Below are 14299 nucleotides of genomic sequence, written 5' to 3' on the forward strand. Positions count from 1 at the left end.
GCCGGTCAGGCGACGGCGGTGCCTGCCGGGCGGGCGGGAGTGCCGGTGTGGGCGTGCGCGAGGTCGACGGCGTCCTCGGGAGCGCTGCCGGCCGTGGTGCGGCCGATGCTCTTGGCGAGGGTCACCGCGACGCCACCGACGACCGCCCCGACGAGCACGGCCAGGAGGAACAGCACGGCGTTGCTCATCGCGAAGAACACGAAGACCCCGCCGTGCGGGGCGCGCAGCTCGATCCCCAGGCCGGCGACGATCGCACCGGTGGTGGCCCCGCCGAGCATCATCGAGGGGATGACCCGCAGCGGGTCGGCCGCGGCGAACGGGATGGCGCCCTCGGAGATGAACGAGGCACCCAGCAGCCAGGCGGCCTTGCCGTTGTCCCGCTCGGCCGGGGTGTACAGCTTCGGCCGCAGGATCGTGCTGGAGATGGCCATCGCCAGCGGCGGCACCATGCCCGCGGCCATGACCGTGGCCATGATCACCAGCGAGCCGCCGGTGGCGGCCGCGGTCAGCCCGGTGGTGGCGAAGACGTAGGCGGCCTTGTTGACCGGACCGCCGAGGTCGAAGCACATCATCAGTCCGAGGATGACCCCGAGCAGGACCGCCGAGGTGCCGGTCAGGCCGTTGAGGAAGTTGCCGAGGCCGGTGAGGGCGGCGGCCAGCGGACGGCCGAGGGCGATGACCATCAGGCCACTGGAGATCAGCGTGGCGAGCAGCGGGATGATCACGACGGGCTGCAGGCCGCGGGCCCAGGTGGGCAGCTTCCAGCGGCTGATCCAGCGTGCGGCGAAGCCGGCGATGATGCCGCCGACCAGGCCACCGAGGAAGCCGGCGCCCACGGTGAGCGACACGGCACCGACGACGAAGCCGGGGACGATGCCGGGCCGGTCGGCGATCGCGTAGGCGATGTAGCCGGCCAGTGCCGGAACGAGGAAGCCGAAGGCCGCCTGGCCGAGCACGGTGCACAGCGCGCCCAGGTAGCCGAGCAGGCCGTCGTTGAGCCCTTCCGTCGGAGCGGCGCCGGGCAGGTCGAAGAAGGTGTTGTTCAGCGCCCAGTTGGCGGCGTAGCTCAGACCCTCGGCGTCCGGGTCGGGGTTGACGATCTGGTACCCGCCGAGCAGGAAGCCCAGCGCGATGAGCAGCCCGCCGGCCGCGACGAACGGGATCATGTAGCTGACGCCGGTCAGCAGCCACCGCCGGATCTCGCCGCCCAGCGACGGCCTGCCACCGGCAGGGGCGGTCGCGCCGCCGGTCGTGGCGGAGCCGGGCACCCGGCGGCCGTTCGGATCGTCGGCGGCGGCCAGCGCCTCGCGGATCATCACCCCGGGCTCGTTCATCGCCCGCTTGGTGCCCGACTGGACGACGGGCTTGCCGGCGAAGCGCTGCTGGTCCGTGACGCCGACGTCCACGGCGAAGATCACCGCGTCGGCCTGGCTGATCACCGACGGGTCCAGCGGGGTGGACCCCGCCGAGCCCTGGGTCTCCACCTGCAGGTCGACGCCCATCTCTCGGGCGGCGGCGGTCAGCTTGTCCGCGGCCATGTAGGTGTGCGCGATGCCGGTCGGGCAGGCGCTGACCGCGACGATGCTGCGCTGGGGGGCCTCCACCGCCGGCGCAGGGGCCGCGGCCACCGGCGCACCGGCGGGGGCGACCGCGGAAACAGGGGCGGGGGAGACGACCTCCTCCACCAGCGCCACCACCTCCTCGGCCGATGCCGCCGCCCGCAGCGACGCGACGAACTCCGGCCGCACCAGGGCCCGGGCCAGCGCGGTGAGCAGGGTGAGGTGGTCGGCGTCGCCGTGCTCGGGGGCGGCGATGAGGAAGGCCAGGTCGGCCGGCCCGTCGGGAGCGCCGAAGTCGACCGGCGGGGAGAGCCGGGCGAAGGCCAGCGACGCCTGGGTGACCGCGCCGGACCGGCAGTGCGGGATGGCGATGCCGCCGGGGAGCCCGGTGGCCGCCTTCGCCTCGCGGGCCATGGCATCGGCGCGCAGCGCCTCGGCGGCGGTGGCCCGGCCGGCGTCGGCGACCAGCCCGGCCAGCCGGCCGACGACGTCGCTCTTGTCGCGGCCGAGGTCGGCGTCGATCGCCACCAGCGAGGTGGTGATGAGTGCGGACATGGACGGGTCTCCCTGGGTCATCGGGGGTCGGTGCCGGCGACCGGGCGGGCGCCGAGGAGTGCGGACGGGGTGGTCACGGCGTCGTCGCCGGGCCGGACGTGGACGGCGGAGACGTCGACCTGCTCGGGCGTCGGGACGGCGGATCCCGGCAGCGCGGCGCTGCCGGAGCCGTAGGCCACCGCGGTGCGCAACCGGTCGGCCGGGCCGGCGCCGGCCAGCTCGGCGAGCAGGAACCCGGCGAGGCTGCTGTCGCCCGCGCCGACGGTGCTGCGCACCGTGATCCGGGGTGGCCGGGCCGACCAGCGCTCGCCGTCCCCGGTGGACAGCAGCGCGCCGTCGGCGCCGAGGGTGAGCAGCACCTGACCGACGCCCCGGGAGTGCAGCGAGTCGACCGCGGCCAGCAGCGCGACCGGGTCGGCGGACAGCTCGGCCTCGGTGGTGCCGGCCAGCTGGGCCAGCTCCTCGGTGTTGGGCTTGAGCAGGTCGGGGGCGGCGTCCGGGCCGGCGGCCAGCAGCGCCAGCAGCGGGGCCTCCGAGGTGTCCACGGCGATCCGGGCGCCGGTCGCGCGCAGCGTGCGGACGAGGTCGGCGTACCAGCCGTCCGGGGTGCCCGGGGGCAGCGAGCCGGACAGCGCGATCCAGCCGGCCGGGTCGGCGTGCTCCCGGACCGCCGCGGCCAGCGCGGCCCGGGTGCCGGCGGTCAGCGGGGCGCCGGGCTCGTTGAGCTTGGTGGTGGTGCCGTCGGGCTCGGTGAGCGTGTAGTTGGTGCGCACCGGAGCGCCGACCGGAACGGTCACCAGCGGCAGGCCGAGGGCCTGCAGCGCGGCGACGATCGGGTCGGCGCCGTCGGCCGGCAGCACCGGGACGACGGGGATCCCGGCCGCGGCCACCGCGCGGGCGACGTTGACGCCCTTGCCGCCGGGCTCGGTGCGGCTGGGCCCGAGCCGGGCGACGCCGCCGCGGTGCAGCGGCCCGGGCAGGGCGAGCGTGCGGTCCAGGCTCGGGTTGGCGGTCAGCGTGACGACCGGCGCGCGGGTGATCACGCCACCACCACCTCGACGCCCTGTTCCTCCAGGTCGGCCAGCACGTCGGGGCCGGCGTCCGCGTCGGTCACCAGGACGTCGACGTCGCCGAGCGCGGCGAAGCGGACCAGGTGCTCGCGGCCGAGCTTGCTGCTGTCGGCCAGCACGACGACCCGCTGACCCGCCCGGACCATGGCCCGCTTGACCGCCGCCTCGCGCTCGTCGGGAGTGGAGAAGCCGTGTCCGGCGCTGATCCCGTTGGCGCCGAGGAAGACCACGTCGACGCGCAGCTCGGCCAGCCCGCGCACGGTGGTCTCGCCGACCGCGGTCTGCGTGACGCCGCGGACCCGCCCGCCGAGCATGTGCAGCTCGACGCCGGCGGCGGCCGACAGCCGGGCGGCGATGGGCACCGAGTTGGTGGCGGCGAGCAGCTGCCGGTGGGCGGGCAGGAGGTCGGCCAGCGCGGCGGTGGTGGTGCCGCCGTCGAGCAGGAGGCTGCCGTGGACCCCGGGTACGAGGTCCAGCGCGGCCGCGGCGATCCGCCGCTTCTGCTCGGTGCGGGCGCCACTGCGTTCTCCCAGCCCGGGCTCGGCGACGGTGAGCAGCCCCGCCGGAACGGCGCCGCCGTGCACCCGGCGCAGCAGGCCGGCGCGCTCGAGGACGGCGAGGTCGCGACGGACCGTCTCGGTGGTCACGCCGAACCGCTCGGCCACGGCCGTGACCGCCACCCGCCCGCGGTCGGTGACGAGGCCGGCGATGGCCTGCTGACGTTCCTCGGCGTACATGGCGCCTCCGTTCGCTGTGGCGCTGCGCCGGCACCCGTTTCTGTGGGGAACGGCGTTGCCTTGTGTTGTTCTACGTTGTTTCATGTTGACAAGTCAAGCGGAACTGGTGACTCTGGTCACCGAATCGCATGCCGGGGTGCATCCCGGCTGCCACCACCGCGCGAGCGGGTGGACCGTCCTCCCGGGGCATCCGGGTACGAGTCAGACAGCGAGGCACGCCATGTCATCTCCCACCTCAAGCACGGCGCCCGACATCCTCGCCGGGCCGGCGGTGTTCGCCGGCACCCCGGTGGTGCCCGGCGTGGCGGTCGGCCCGGTGGTCCGGCCGGCCGGCGCGGTCCGGCTCCCGGAGGGGGGTGCCGCGCCGGTCGCCGAGGCCGACCGCCCGGTGGAGCGCGACCGGTTCGCCGCCGCCGCCGGGGCGGTCGCCCGGCGGCTGGCCGCGCGGGCGGCGGCCGCCACCGGCGTCAGTGCGGAGGTGCTGTCGTCCACCGCCCAGCTGGCCACCGACCGGGGGCTGCTGTCGGCCGTCGAGCAGCGGATCGACGCCGGCGCCTCCGCCGCGGTGGCCACGGTGGGCGCCGCCCAGCAGTTCGTGGAGCTGTTCACCGGCCTGGGCGGGGTGATGGCCGAGCGGGCCACCGACGTCCGCGACGTCCGCGACCGGATCGTCGCCGAGCTGACCGGCCAGGGCGAGCCGGGGGTGCCGGCGCCGGAGACGCCGTCGGTCCTGCTGGCCGACGACCTGGCCCCGGCCGACACCGCCGGGCTCGATCCGGCCCGGATCGTCGCGCTGGCCACCCGGCTCGGCGGGGCGACCAGCCACACCGCGATCATCGCCCGCCAGCTGGGGCTGCCCTGCGTGGTCGGGGTCGGTGGGCTCGGCGACGTGCCGTCCGGTGCGCTGGTCCTGGTCGACGGTGAGCGGGGCACGGTCACCGTCGATCCGGAACCGGTCGCGGCCCGCGCCCGGGTGGCCGAGGCGCAGGCGGTCACTGCGGCCCTGGCGAGCTATCGCGGCCCCGGCTCGACCCGCGACGGGCACCCGGTCCAGGTGCTGGCCAACGTGCAGGACGGCGTCGGTGCCCGCGCCGCGGCTGCGGCCCATGCCGAGGGGGTCGGCCTGCTGCGCACCGAGCTCGCCTTCTTCGGGCACGCCACGGAGCCCCCGGTCGACGAGCAGGCCGCCGGGTACGCCGAGGTGTTCGCCGCCTTCCCGGGCGGCAAGGTGGTGCTGCGCACCCTGGATGCCGGCTCGGACAAGCCGCTGGCCTTCGCCACCCCGCCGGACGAGGCCAACCCGGCCCTGGGTGTCCGGGGGGTGCGGGTGGCCCGCCGCGACCCGGGCCTGCTGACCCGTCAGCTGGATGCCGTGGCGCAGGCGGCCCGGTCCACCGGCGCCACGCCGTGGGTGATGGCCCCGATGGTCGCCACCGTGGCCGAGGCCGCGGACTTCGCCGCCGCCGTCCGGGCGCGCGGTCTGGTGCCCGGCGTCATGGTGGAGGTGCCGTCGGTGGCGTTGCTGGCCGACCGCTTCCTGGAGCACCTGGACTTCCTGTCGATCGGGACCAACGACCTCTCGCAGTACACGCTGGCCGCCGACCGGCTCTCCGCCGAGCTCGCCGACCTGACCGATCCCTGGCAGCCGGCCCTGCTCGCCCTGGTTCGTGCCACCGCGGCGGCGGGGGAGCGGGCCGGCAAGCCGGTCGGCGTCTGCGGCGAGGCCGCGGCCGATCCGCTGCTCGCCTGCGTGCTGGTGGGCATGGGCGTGACGTCGCTGTCCTGTGCGGCCGGCTCGGTCGCCGGGGTCGGCGCCAAACTCGCCACCGTCGACCTGGCCGACTGCCGCCGGGCGGCCCGGGCCGCGCTCGCGGCCGCCGACCCGAGCGCGGCCCGGCTGGCGGCGCGGGCGGCGCTGGCCGGCTGAGCGGCGGGTACGCGACATGTGACGAATCCACGGGTGTGCAGCCGTATGGACAAGTGATCCGTCGGTCACATCACTGGTGGACCCCTTGTTTCGTCGGAATATTCGACGCGCAGCCTGCTTTACTGCAGATGCATCACCGGATGTACCGACGAGAGAAGGCATGACATGAGCAGCGTGACCTCCAGCTGGCGAGCCCGTCGGCAGGCGGCGCGTACCCGGCGGGCCCTGGACCTCGCCGTGGCCCGCACCAGCAGCCCCGCGATGCGCGACGAGCTGCTGACCCTGGCGAACAGCACCCCGTTCGGCCCCGCCCCGCGCTGAAGCAGGACCCCCTCCTCCGCACCCCCGCACAGGCTCGGGGCGAACCGCTGGAGGGGGCCGGCAGGGACGTGCCCGGACGACACCCGCCCCCGGCCTCCACGACGGAGACCGGGGGCGTCTGCCGTGCGGGGCACCCCAACGGGTGGGTCCGGGGCCGGTGGCGCTCAGCCGGCCCTCCCGACGCGCCGATGACGAGGACGTGAGCACCTCCGCCCCGACCCGCAGCCGGCACCCGGCATGACCGGCACCGCCGCGCCGTCCGTCGCGCGGGAGACCTCCTCGGCCACGACGGCCGGGCTGCTGCGGTACGTCCGGGCCGCGGCCGGGGACGACGCGGTCGCCGAGACCATCCGCCGGGCCGGGGTGCCGCACGGCGAGGTGGACCTGCTGGACCCGGCGAACTGGACGAGCTACGACACCCGAATCCGGCTCTTCGCCGCGGCCACCGAGGTGCTCGGCGACCCCCGGACGATGTTCCAGGTCGGCGCCACCGCCCTGGCCCGGGGGATGTCGCCGTCCGTCGTCCTGGTGGTGCGGGCGATGGGCTCGCCGCGGCAGGTCGTCCGCCAGCTGCCCGGCGCGGTGCTCAAGTTCTCGACCACCTCCACGATGGAGGTCCTGGACTCCGGGGTCACGCACGCCACGGTCAGCATGAGGCTGCACCCGGCCTACGAGCACTCCCGGCTGGACTGCCAGTACGCCCAGGGCCTGCTGACGTCGGTCCCGTCGGTCTTCGGGCTCCCGCCGGCCCGCATCGTGCACGACGAGTGCGAGTCCGACGGGCATCCCACCTGCCTGTACCACCTGACCTGGGAGCCGCGGTCCCGGCTGCCGTGGCGCCGGCACCGGCGGAACGCCGCCGACACCGAGCTCACCGCGCTGCGCGAGCAGGTCCGGGCCCTCCAGTCCGCGGCCACCGACCTGGTCACCAGCGACGACCTCGACACGGTGCTGGACAGGATCGTGGCGCGCGCGGCGCAGGCCGTCCTCGCGCCGGCGTACGTGCTCGCCATCCACCCGCCGGCCGGTGGCCCGCCGCTCGTGCACAGCGCGGGTCTCTCGGACGCCGAGGCGCAGGACCTGGCCGCGGCGCTGCTCGACGGGCGGGACCTCGGCGCGCACGCAATCGTCGTGGACGTCGCCTCGTCCCGCCGGATGCACGGCCGGCTGGCCGCGGTCTACCGCGTCGAGCTCCGCGGCGCGGGCGATGAGGGCTTCCTCCTGTCCGCCTACGCAGGCCATGCCGCTGCGGCGCTGGACCTGTTGATCGCGCTCGAGGAGACCCGCAGCCAGGGCGCCCGGTCCGCGGCGCTCCTGGAGCTCGCCCACGAGCTGGCCGGCTCGGCCGGTGCCGACGGGGTGTGTGACGTGGTGGCCCGTGCGCTGCCCCGGGTGATCGGCTGCACCAGCGGCTCGGTCATGCTCTGGAACCCCTCCCACGGCTGCCTGCAGGCCCGGTCGTCGACCGGGCTGGACGATGAGCGGCACGCGTTCTTCCTCGACCACCCGCTCCGGCCGGAAGACACTCCCGAGCTGGTCGGCATGCTGACCGACCGGGAGCCGCGGGTGCTGACCGCGGACCGCGCCAGCCCGGCCCTGCGCGCGCTCCTGGACGCACTGGAGGTGACCGACGTCATCGCCGTCCCGCTGGTCGCCGGCGGCGCCTTCCTGGGCGTGGCCACCGCATGCTGGCAGCAGGGCCAGGCCCCGTCCCAGCTGGACGGCGACGTCCTGGCCCGGCTACGCGGCGTGGGCGACCAGGCGGCGACCGCGCTGGAGAAGGCGCGGCTGCTGGAGACCGTCCAGCACCAGGCCCTGCACGACGCCCTCACCGGGCTGCCGAACCGGGTGCTGGTGGCCCGGCGCCTGGAGGCGCACCTGGAGGCCGCCGGCCCGGAGGCGCCGCTCGCCGTGCTGTTCTGCGACCTCGACCGGTTCAAGGCGGTCAACGACGGCCTCGGGCACGCCGCCGGTGACGAACTGCTGCGGCAGGTGGCCGCCCGGCTGCGCGCCGTCGTCCGCCCCGGGGACACCGTCGGACGGCTCAGCGGCGACGAGTTCGTCCTGCTCCTGCCCGACGTCACCGACCTCGGGCACGCCGAGGGGCTGGCCGAGCGGGTCGCCGGCTGCTTCGCCGAGCCGTTCCGGCTGGCCGGCTCGCCGGTGGCCGTGCGGGCCAGCATCGGCCTGGCCCTGCACGCCGACCCGGACACCGACCGCACGGGCGAACGGCTGCTCAGCGAGGCCGACGCTGCCATGTACCGCGCCAAGCACGCCGACCGCCGGCGCGACGACCTGCCGCGCTGACCCGGCCAGCTGGCCCTCCTGCAGGGTCCCGCCGCGAGCCTGCGAGTGGTGGGGGGCCGGAGGGGCCTTCCTCAGGTCCGCAGCCGCGCACGCAGCGCGGCCTGCTCGCCGGCGCCGAAGCCGTGCTCGGTCAGCCAGCCGACCGGCCCGCCGTGCCGTTCCTCGAGCACCTCCAGCACCCGGCGCATCGTCTCGGCCCGCGGCGTGTGGGTGGCGACGTCGCGGGTGGTCATGTCCGCGGCGTAGGTGGGGCTGGTCGCGAGCCGGGCCACCAGCGCGTCGATCACCTCCGCGGTCAGCGCGTAGTCGGCGACGATCGCCGCGGGCTCGACGTCGGCGACCGCCAGGGCCAGGGCGGAGACCACCCCGGTGCGGTCCTTGCCCGCCGCGCAGTGCACCACGGCGGCCCCCGTCCCGGCGGTGAGCGCACGCAGGGCGGCGAGCACGTTGTCCCGGCCGTCGACCAGGTAGCCCAGGTAGGCCCGGACCGCCGGCGGCTCGTCCTCGGCGCCGGGGGCGGTCTGCCGGGGCAGCAGCGACTCGCCCCAGTCGGCGGGCAGCCGGCTGCGCACCTCCTCGTCGTCCTCCTCGCCGGCGAAGACGTCGGTGCGCCGGCCGCGCTCGGGAAGCAGGGTGAAGTGCCGGTGGGTCACCGTCGCGACGTCGCGCAGCGGCCCGCGGCCCTCGAGCAGGATCTCCGCGGTGGTGCGCAGGTCGACGACGTCGGTCAGCCCGAGCCCGCCGACCAGACGGTCGACGTCGGCCGGGCTGAGGCTCTGCAGGTTGTCACTGCGCAGCACCCGGCCGTGCACCGTCTTGCCGCCGTCCCGGGTCGGCAGGCCACCGAGGTCACGGGTGTTCGCCGTCCCCTGCAGCGGAACCCAGCGGCCGGTGCGGATCGAGGTCACCCCGCGACGGTACGACGGCGGCGGCCCCGGTTCAGCGTGAGCAGGCGAGCAGGCCCTCGCACACGGCCAGCAGCCGGGCGCGCAGCACGGCGCCGCGCGCGGCGAACCCGCGCTGCGCCGCGACGTACTCGGCCCTGCCCTCGGCAGTCTCGATCCGCACCGGCGGGTAACCGAGGTCGGCCAGGTCGTACGGGGAGGCCCGCATGTCCATCTCCCGCACGTCCGCCGCGAGCTCGAAGCAGTCGCCGACCAGCTCGCCGGGAGTCGCCGGGGCGAGCTTGTAGGCCCACTTGTACAGGTCCATCGTGGCGTGCAAGCAGCCCGGCTGCTCCAGCTGCACCTGGGTGTCCCGGGTGGGTTGCAGGGTGTTGAGCGGCCGCGCGCGGGGGGTGAAGAACCGGAAGGCGTCGACGTGGCTGCACTGCACGCGGGCGCGGTCGACCACCGCGGCGGTGCCGGCCGCACCCAGCCGCAGCGGAACGGCGTCGTGCCGCACCGCGCCGTCGTCCGGCCGGTAGGCCATGGCCCATTCGTGCAGCCCGAAGCACCCGAACGACGCCGGCCGCCCGGCCGTGGCCGACAGCAGCTCGGCGATCCAGGCGACGGTGTCCCGCCGCTGCTGGAGGAAGGCCGGGACGTCGAGGGCGACCCCGGTTCCCTCCCGGCCGGCGTCGTCCACCGCCGTCAGCTCGGTGTGGAACGGCCAGCTCAGCCGCTCGCGCGCGGCCTCGCCCAGCAGGACCGTGCCCCGGCCCGGGTGCCAGCGCCGGAGCCGGCCGGGCGGGTGGGAGTAGTAGGTGAACAGGAAGTCCAGGACCGGGTGCGTGCGCCCCGCGCGGCGACGCTGCTGGTGCGGCCGCACCCAGCGGTCCACCTGCCGTCGGTGGGCGGCGTCCCGCGCCGTCCAGTCCGCCTCCGCCACGGCCCCCGTCACGGCCACGGCCTCTGTCACGGCCACGGTGAGATCGCGGTGGCCGGTGCGCACCGGATCAGAATAGGCCGGTACGACCGCCCCCCGGCGGGGGGATTCGGGTCCAGTTGCCCACGACCCATGCCGATGTACCGGGTGTGACATCGATTGCACACGCGGCCGCCGAGAACGTCCGGCCCGCTGCCCGCGGTTCCCGCATCCCGCGCACGGTGCCGCTGGAGGAGCCGGCCTTCCGTGCCCGCCACCGGGTGATCTCGGTGGTGCTGGCCGCGCACCTGCCGGTGCTGGCCGCGATCGGTGTCATCCGGGACGTCGGCGGCCTGCTGCTGTGGGGCCAGCTGGCCGTCATGGTCGTGCTGCTCCTGGCCGGGCAGCTGTTCTCCGGCCAGGCGGCGCGCGGCAGCGCGGTGAGCCTCGGGCTGATGATCGGCGCCGACGTGCTGGTGCACGTCGGCGGCGGCCTGACCGACCTGCACATCTGGTTCTACGTGCTGCTGGCGATGGTCGCGCTGTACCAGAACTGGACGCCGTTCCTGCTCGCCGTCGCGTTCGTCGCCGTCCACCACGCGGCGATGAGCCTCTGGATGCCGATGTCGGTGTTCTCCACCCATGAGGCGCAGCACGCCCCGGTGCTCTTCGCAGGGCTGCACGCGGCGTTCCTGCTGGCCGAGGCGGTCTTCCTGGCCTACGGCTGGAAGTTCACCGAGGAGGCCGAGCGCGCCCGCGCCGCCCAGCAGGCCCTCGCCGAGCAGCAGCAGGCCGCCCAGGTGCAGGCCGAGGCCGAGCTCGCCGCCGAGCGCGCCGCCGTGGCCGAGGAGGAGGCGCGGCGGCTGCGCGCCCGCGAGGAGCGGGCCGCCGGTATGGCGCAGCGACTGGCCGCGCTGGAGGGTGCCGGCCGTCGCCTGGACGAGAACGTGTCGACGGCGACGTCGGTCATGGAGGGCCTGCGCTCGGCGATCGAGGAGATCTCCGCGGCGGCCAGCCGGGCCAGCAGCACCGCGCAGGAGGCCAGCGTGCAGTCCCGCGGCAGCGCGGCCACGATCGAGCGGCTCGCCGGGACGATGGCCGAGATCGACCAGATCGCCGGGAGCATCTCGGGCATCGCCGACCAGACCAACCTGCTCGCGCTCAACGCCACCATCGAGTCGGCCCGCGCCGGGGAGGCCGGCCGCGGGTTCGCCGTGGTGGCCGGCGAGGTCAAGGACCTCGCGACCGAGACCGCCCGGGCCACCGAGCGGATCCGCGGGGTCGTCGACGCCGTGCGCGCCGACGTCGGCGCGGCCGGCGCGGCGCTGGCCAGCATCCAGGAGATCATCGCCGGGGTGGTGGAGAGCCAGTCGACCATCGCTGCCGCCGTCCAGGAGCAGAACAGCTCCACCGCCGAGGCGCAGGCGGCGATGTGCGGTGCCTCCCGGGAGGCGACCCGGATGGCCAGCGACCTGTCCGGCATCGTCCGCGAGGACTGAGCCGCCGGGCGGCGGCGCCCGGGGCGGCACACCGCCCCGGCCCGCCGGTCAGGTGTTGCCCGGCCGGGCCACGCTCTCGTCGTGCTGGGCCGCGTCGTCGGTGGTCAGCACGGTGTCCGCGGCACCCTTGTCGCTGACGTTCTCCCCGGTCTTGCCGTCGATCAGGTTCTCGTCGGTGTCTGCCGTGTCGGGGGACTCGGAGTAGCCGGTCGGGTCGGATTCGCTCACGGGTTCTCCTCGGACGTCGGGTCGGGTGCGGCGCGCTGGGCGAGCGAGGGCTCGGTGCCGGTGCGGGCGGGCTGCTCGTCGTCGGACGCCGAGTCCCGGGCGATCGCCTCGTCGGCGGTGAGCGGGACGTCGTCGAAGCTGTCGGTCCCGGTGCTGCTGTTGTCGCCGGTCCCCGAGGCGGTGGGTACGTCCTGCTGGATGCGGTCGCTGCCGCCGGTCTCGCTCATCGGCTCGTCCTCTCGTCGGTCCGGCTCCAGCCATGCCCGCGACCGGCGGCCCCCATGCACGCACGACGGCGGCCAGGTGACCGGATGGAACGGCCCCGCTGCAGGGCCCCGCGCCGAGCCCGCGAGGCGGCCGTCGGTCAGGCCCCGTCCCGGGCCCCGCCCTGAGCTTGCGAAGGGTGGGGAGGACGGGGCCTTCCTCAGAAGGCGGCCTCGTCGACCTCCATCAGCGCGTTGTCGGTGTTCTCCACGATGGTCCGCTCGCTGGTCAGCGTGGGCAGCACCTGGGCGCAGAAGAAATGGGTGGCGGCCAGTTTCCCCTCGTAGAAGTGCCGGTCCCGGTCGGTCACGTCGCCGGCCAGCGCGGCCAGGGCCACCTCGGACTGGCGGACCAGCAGCCACCCGGTGATCAGGTCGCCGACCGCCAGCAGCAGCCGGGAGGTGTTCTGGCCGACCAGGTACAGCTTCGTGGGGTCCTGCTGGGCCGCGGTGAGGTGGCCGAACATCGCCGTCAGCATGCCCTGCACGTCGGCCAGGGCGGTGGCGAGCAGGGCCCGCTCCTCCTTGAGCCGGCCGTTGCCGACCTCGGCGTCGATCGTGGCCTGCACCTGGCCGGCCAGCCAGGTCAGCGCCACCCCGCCGTCCCGGACGATCTTGCGGAAGAAGAGGTCCTGGCCCTGGATCGCCGTCGTCCCCTCGTAGAGGGTGTCGATCTTGGAGTCCCGGATGTACTGCTCGATCGGGTAGTCCTGCAGGTAGCCCGAGCCGCCGAGCGTCTGCAGCGACTCGCTGGTGAGCAGCTGGGTGGCCCGCTCGGAGCCGAAGCCCTTGACGACCGGCAGCAGCAGGTCGTTGACGCGGGCGGCCAGCCGCGCCTGCTCGCTGTCGGCGGTGCCGGCGGCCTCGGCCTCCATCACCTGGTCGCGGAAGGTCGCGGTGTACAGGTACAGCGCCCGCATGCCCTCGGCGTAGGCCTTCTGCCGCATCAGCGAGCGGCGGACGTCGGGGTGCTGGGTGATGGTCACCCGCGGCGCGTCCTTGGCCGGGGCGGCGAGGTCGGCGCCCTGGACCCGCTCCTTGGCGTAGGCCAGCGCCACCTGGTAGCCGGCGGAGAGGGTGGCGATGGCCTTGGTGCCGACGAACATCCGGGCGTACTCGATCACCTTGAACATCTGGGCGATGCCGTCGTGCACCTCGCCGACCAGCCGGCCGACGGCCGGGACCGGGCCGTCGCCGAAGGTGAGCTCGCAGGTCGTGGAGACCTTGAGCCCCATCTTCCGCTCCACGTTGGTGACGTACACGCCGTTGCGCTCGCCGAGCGCGCCGGTCGCGAGATCCACGTGGAACTTGGGGACGACGAACAGCGACAGCCCCTTGGTGCCCGGCCCGGCACCCTCCGGGCGGGCCAGGACCAGGTGGACGATGTTGTCCGCCAGGTCGTGCTCGGCCGAGGTGATGAAGCGCTTGACGCCGCTGATGTGCCAGGAGCCGTCGTCCTGCCGCACGGCCCTGGTGCGCCCGGCGCCGACGTCGGAGCCGGCGTCGGGCTCGGTGAGCACCATGGTGGCGCCCCAGAGGTGCTCGATCATCAGCTCGGCGAGGCGCTGCTGGTCCGGGGTGCCCAGCGAGTGCAGGATCGCCGCGAAGGTGGCGCCCGAGCCGTACATGAAGGCCGCCGGATTGGCGCCCAGCATCATCTCGAACGCCGCCCAGCGCAGGCTGAACGGCGCACCGAACCCGCCGAGTTCGTCGGGCAGGTCCAGCCGCCACCACTCGCCGGCGTTGACCGCCCGCACCGACTCCTTGAACGACTCGGGCAGCGTGACGCTGTGCGTCGCCGGATCGAACACCGGCGGGTTGCGGTCGGCGTCGGTGAAGGAGGCGGCCAGCGGGCCCTCGGCCAGCCGGCGCACCTCGGCGAGCACACCGCGCGCGGTCTCGGCATCCATCTGCTCGAACGGGCCGGTTCCGAACCGGTCCCTGGTGGTCTGGAACTCGAAGAGGTTGAACTCGAGGTCGCGCAGGTTGGCGGTGTAGTGGCTCACGGGTGCTCCTGTGCTGCCGGA

12 protein-coding genes are annotated in these 14299 nt (G+C 75.2%); 4 read left to right on the plus strand and 8 right to left on the minus strand.

What is annotated here, in order from left to right; translation table 11 throughout:
* Positions 1 to 5 precede the first annotated feature (5 nt).
* Genes ACYVG5_RS10420 through ACYVG5_RS10430 form a run of 3 tightly spaced genes read right to left on the minus strand, consistent with a single transcriptional unit; the run spans position 6 to position 3921 of the window.
* On the minus strand, positions 6 to 2114 hold the full coding sequence (locus tag ACYVG5_RS10420) for a PTS fructose transporter subunit IIABC (protein ID WP_222048776.1): 2109 nt from the start codon (positions 2112 to 2114) through the stop codon (positions 6 to 8).
* A gap of 17 nt (positions 2115 to 2131) precedes the next feature.
* Positions 2132 to 3157 carry a 1-phosphofructokinase family hexose kinase gene (locus ACYVG5_RS10425; RefSeq protein ID WP_460683159.1) on the minus strand — a complete coding sequence of 342 codons (1026 nt, stop codon included), beginning with the start codon at positions 3155 to 3157 and terminating at the stop codon, positions 2132 to 2134.
* On the minus strand, positions 3154 to 3921 hold the full coding sequence (locus ACYVG5_RS10430; protein WP_222048777.1) for a DeoR/GlpR family DNA-binding transcription regulator: 768 nt from the start codon (positions 3919 to 3921) through the stop codon (positions 3154 to 3156). The genes ACYVG5_RS10425 and ACYVG5_RS10430 overlap by 4 nt, the downstream gene beginning before the upstream one ends.
* Positions 3922 to 4141: 220 nt before the next feature.
* Between ACYVG5_RS10430 and ACYVG5_RS10435 the strand changes: the two genes are divergently transcribed.
* From ACYVG5_RS10435 to ACYVG5_RS10445, 3 genes are all read left to right on the plus strand, one after another.
* Positions 4142 to 5848, plus strand: a complete 1707-nt coding sequence (locus tag ACYVG5_RS10435; protein ID WP_222048778.1) for a putative PEP-binding protein — start codon at positions 4142 to 4144, stop codon at positions 5846 to 5848.
* A 165-nt stretch (positions 5849 to 6013) separates the two neighbouring features.
* A complete protein-coding gene (locus ACYVG5_RS10440) occupies positions 6014 to 6169 on the plus strand; it encodes a hypothetical protein (protein WP_222048779.1) in 156 nt (51 codons plus the stop codon).
* Positions 6170 to 6406: 237 nt separating this feature from the next.
* Entirely contained in the window at positions 6407 to 8476 is a 2070-nt protein-coding gene (locus ACYVG5_RS10445; protein WP_222048780.1) for a diguanylate cyclase domain-containing protein, read from the plus strand.
* 71 nt (positions 8477 to 8547) lie between these two features.
* Here the strand turns inward: ACYVG5_RS10445 and ACYVG5_RS10450 are convergent, their stop codons facing one another.
* Together ACYVG5_RS10450 and ACYVG5_RS10455 are read right to left on the minus strand one after the other, a co-directional pair.
* On the minus strand, positions 8548 to 9384 hold the full coding sequence (locus ACYVG5_RS10450; RefSeq protein WP_222048781.1) for a tyrosine-protein phosphatase: 837 nt from the start codon (positions 9382 to 9384) through the stop codon (positions 8548 to 8550).
* 31 nt (positions 9385 to 9415) lie between these two features.
* Positions 9416 to 10342: a 3-methyladenine DNA glycosylase gene (locus tag ACYVG5_RS10455; protein ID WP_246630290.1), complete on the minus strand. Its 927-nt coding sequence runs from the start codon at positions 10340 to 10342 to the stop codon at positions 9416 to 9418.
* Between the two features lie 110 nt (positions 10343 to 10452).
* Here ACYVG5_RS10455 and ACYVG5_RS10460 point away from each other — a divergent pair, with 110 nt between their 5' ends.
* Positions 10453 to 11781 (plus strand): methyl-accepting chemotaxis protein, encoded by a 1329-nt coding sequence (locus tag ACYVG5_RS10460; protein ID WP_460683160.1) that lies wholly within the window; start codon positions 10453 to 10455, stop codon positions 11779 to 11781.
* Positions 11782 to 11829: 48 nt separating this feature from the next.
* Here ACYVG5_RS10460 and ACYVG5_RS10465 read toward each other — a convergent pair whose 3' ends face one another.
* From ACYVG5_RS10465 to ACYVG5_RS10475, 3 genes are all read right to left on the minus strand, one after another.
* Entirely contained in the window at positions 11830 to 12009 is a 180-nt protein-coding gene (locus ACYVG5_RS10465) for a hypothetical protein (RefSeq protein WP_222048782.1), read from the minus strand.
* Positions 12006 to 12236 (minus strand): hypothetical protein, encoded by a 231-nt coding sequence (locus ACYVG5_RS10470; RefSeq protein ID WP_222048783.1) that lies wholly within the window; start codon positions 12234 to 12236, stop codon positions 12006 to 12008. The genes ACYVG5_RS10465 and ACYVG5_RS10470 overlap by 4 nt, the downstream gene beginning before the upstream one ends.
* 197 nt (positions 12237 to 12433) lie before the next feature.
* Positions 12434 to 14278: an acyl-CoA dehydrogenase gene (locus ACYVG5_RS10475; protein WP_222048784.1), complete on the minus strand. Its 1845-nt coding sequence runs from the start codon at positions 14276 to 14278 to the stop codon at positions 12434 to 12436.
* Positions 14279 to 14299 lie beyond the last annotated feature (21 nt).

Source organism: Modestobacter lapidis (genome assembly GCF_054780755.1).